This window comes from Streptomyces sp. Isolate_45, assembly GCF_024721315.2.
Classification (GTDB): Bacteria; Actinomycetota; Actinomycetes; order Streptomycetales; family Streptomycetaceae; genus Streptomyces.
The window spans coordinates 1-2,500 of the sequence record NZ_JANFAK020000334.1; the positions used below are offsets into that span (position 1 = coordinate 1).

The 2,500-nt window shown below is 73.2% G+C and carries 2 protein-coding genes; both read left to right on the plus strand.

Going from position 1 to position 2,500, the window contains the following annotated elements:
* The coding region (locus tag NOD94_RS40815; RefSeq protein WP_281211301.1) for a S8 family peptidase at nucleotides 1–894 on the plus strand (894 nt) is incomplete at its 5' end.
* A gap of 230 nt (nucleotides 895–1,124) precedes the next feature.
* A complete protein-coding gene (locus NOD94_RS40820) occupies nucleotides 1,125–2,417 on the plus strand; it encodes a hypothetical protein (protein WP_281211302.1) in 1,293 nt (430 codons plus the stop codon).
* Nucleotides 2,418–2,500: the final 83 nt, after the last annotated feature.

Here is a 2,500-nt window from a genome sequence, read left to right on the forward strand (position 1 = left end):
TTCCGATCTCCCGCGCCCGCGCCCGCCGGAGCCCCCCTCGCCGCCCAGGCCGCCGCCCCCTGGCCGCTCGACCGGATCGACCAGCGCGAGCTCCCGCTCGACGGTTCTTACACGTACGCCGGCAAGGCGCGGGGCGTCACGGTGTACGTCGTCGACACCGGGATCAACACCGCGCACCAGGAGTTCGGGGGCCGTGCCCGCGCCGGGTACAACGCGGTGTTCATGGAGGGCGCGGCCGACTGCAACGGTCACGGCACGCACGTCGCCGCGACCGTCGGCGGGGCGACGTACGGGGTGGCCAAGGAGGTCTCCCTCGTGGGCGTGAAGGTCGCCGACTGCCGGGGCGACGGCAAGTTGTCGGCGATCCTGCGCGGGCTCGACTGGCTGGTGAAGGACGCGGCCCGGAACACCGCCCGGGGCCCGGCCGTCGCCAACATGAGCATGGGCGGCAGCCGCAGCCGGGCCATGGACGCCGCGGTGGTCCGTGCCGTGGCGTCCGGGATCACCTTCACCGTGGCGGCCGGCAACGACGGCCGGGACGCCTGCGTCGGCTCCCCCGCGGGCGTCGCGCAGGCCCTGACGGTCGGGGCCACGGACGCCGCCGACCGACGTCCGGCGTTCTCCAACCACGGCCGCTGCGTGGACCTCTCCGCGCCGGGCGTGGCCGTCACCTCGGCGTGGAAGGGCTCGGCGACGGCCCTCGCCCGCTCCTCCGGCACCTCCATGGCGGCCCCCCACGCGGCGGGCGCGGCCGCGCTGATCCTGGCGGGCGGCACCGCCCGCACTCCCGAGCAGGTGGGTCGGGCGTTGCTGCGCGGCGCCGTCCCGGACCGGATCACGAACCTGCCCGCCGGGACGGCGAACCTGCTCCTGCACATCCCGACGGCCCCCTGAGGCGGCCGCACCAGGACGGACGCGCCCGCGGCCGACACCACCGACCAGTCGGTATCCGATGTCCCATCAGACCGGTTCTGATGGGACATCAATGTGTGTGTGCTTCGGGCGAAACCCATCCATTGACTTCTCATCACCGCGACGCGTCAATGACGGCCTCCGCACCGGCTCTACCTCCCCCACACAGCGGGTGGGGGGAGGGGTTCGTCCGACGAAGGAGTCGCGACCCAGTGAGTACAACGTTCCGACGAAGAATGCTGGCCGGGGCGGGCGCCCTTTCCCTCGCCCTGACGGGCGGTGTCGTGGCCCTGACGGGAACGGCGCAGGCCGCGACCAAGACCACTCCGGTACCCGTGAAGTGCGTCGCCCCCGCGCCCCAGCCGGGCGCGAACGGCACCCAGGACTTCACCGTCACGGTCCCCGACTCCGCCAAGGCGGGTCAGTCCGTGCCGATCACCATCGATCCGGGCGAGACCCCCGTCGTCCCGATGTTCACCATCGACACGGTCAACACGATCAAGATGAAGCTGCTCGTCGGCGGGGTCGCCCAGACGGTGACCAGCCCGGCCGTCCCCAGCCACCAGGAGGCCGGGAAGAAGGCGGACCCGCCCGCGTTCAGCGGGAACATCACCCTCCCCGAGGGCACCGAGGGAACGACCGTCCAGATCACCATCGACCAGGTGATCACCGATGCCGATCTGGGCGGCACGATCTACACGACGACCTGTACGCCGGATCCGCGGCCCAGCGCCCCGGTCGGTTCGGTCGCCTCCGAGGCCCTGCCCAAGGATCCGGTCACGACGAAGCTGACGCCCAACAGCGGCCCGGCGGGCACCGCCGTGGTCGTCACCGGCGCCAACTTCCCGGCCGGCGCGGTCGCCTGCTCCGCGCTGCTGGGCGGCGCGGCTACCGGTGACACGGGCACCGGCACGGCGGACGCCTCCGGCGCCGCCACCTGCAACATCACGGTCACCAAGAAGGCCGACGCCATCCGGATCGACGGTTCGGCGCTTTCGCCCAAGCCCTTCGTGTTCGTCGAGGAGCAGGCGGGCGTGAAGAACCCGGTGGACATCGAGGTGCTGCCCGGGCCGCTGGCCCTCGGCCCGAAGGACGGCCAGCCGGCCGTCAGCTTCGGCTCGGTGACCATCAACGGAAAGTCCCAGTCGGTGTTCGGCGCGTTCAACGCCGCGACCGTCCAGGACTTCCGCGGTGGCAGCCTCGGCTGGGACGTGACGGCGACCCGTACGCCGTTCCTGAACCAGACGACCGGCCACTCGATGGCGAAGGCGCAGCTCGGCATCCAGCCGTCCTGCACCGTCACCAACCCGGACAGCCCGAGCACCTGCACCGCGGGCACTCCGGGCGCGATCACCGACACCCCGATGAAGGTCGCCTCGCAGGCGGCCGGCGGTGACGAGCTGACCGGCGGCGAGTTCGCCGTGGGCGGCGCGGCGATGCTCCAGCTGCCGCCGTTCATGTTCGCCGACACCTACCAGTCGGTCGTGACGTTCTCGATCGCCTGACCGGGCCCCACCCGGGGGGGGGGGGGGGGGGGGGGGGGGGGGGGGGGGGGGGGGGGGGGGGGGGGGGGGGGGGGGGGGGGGGG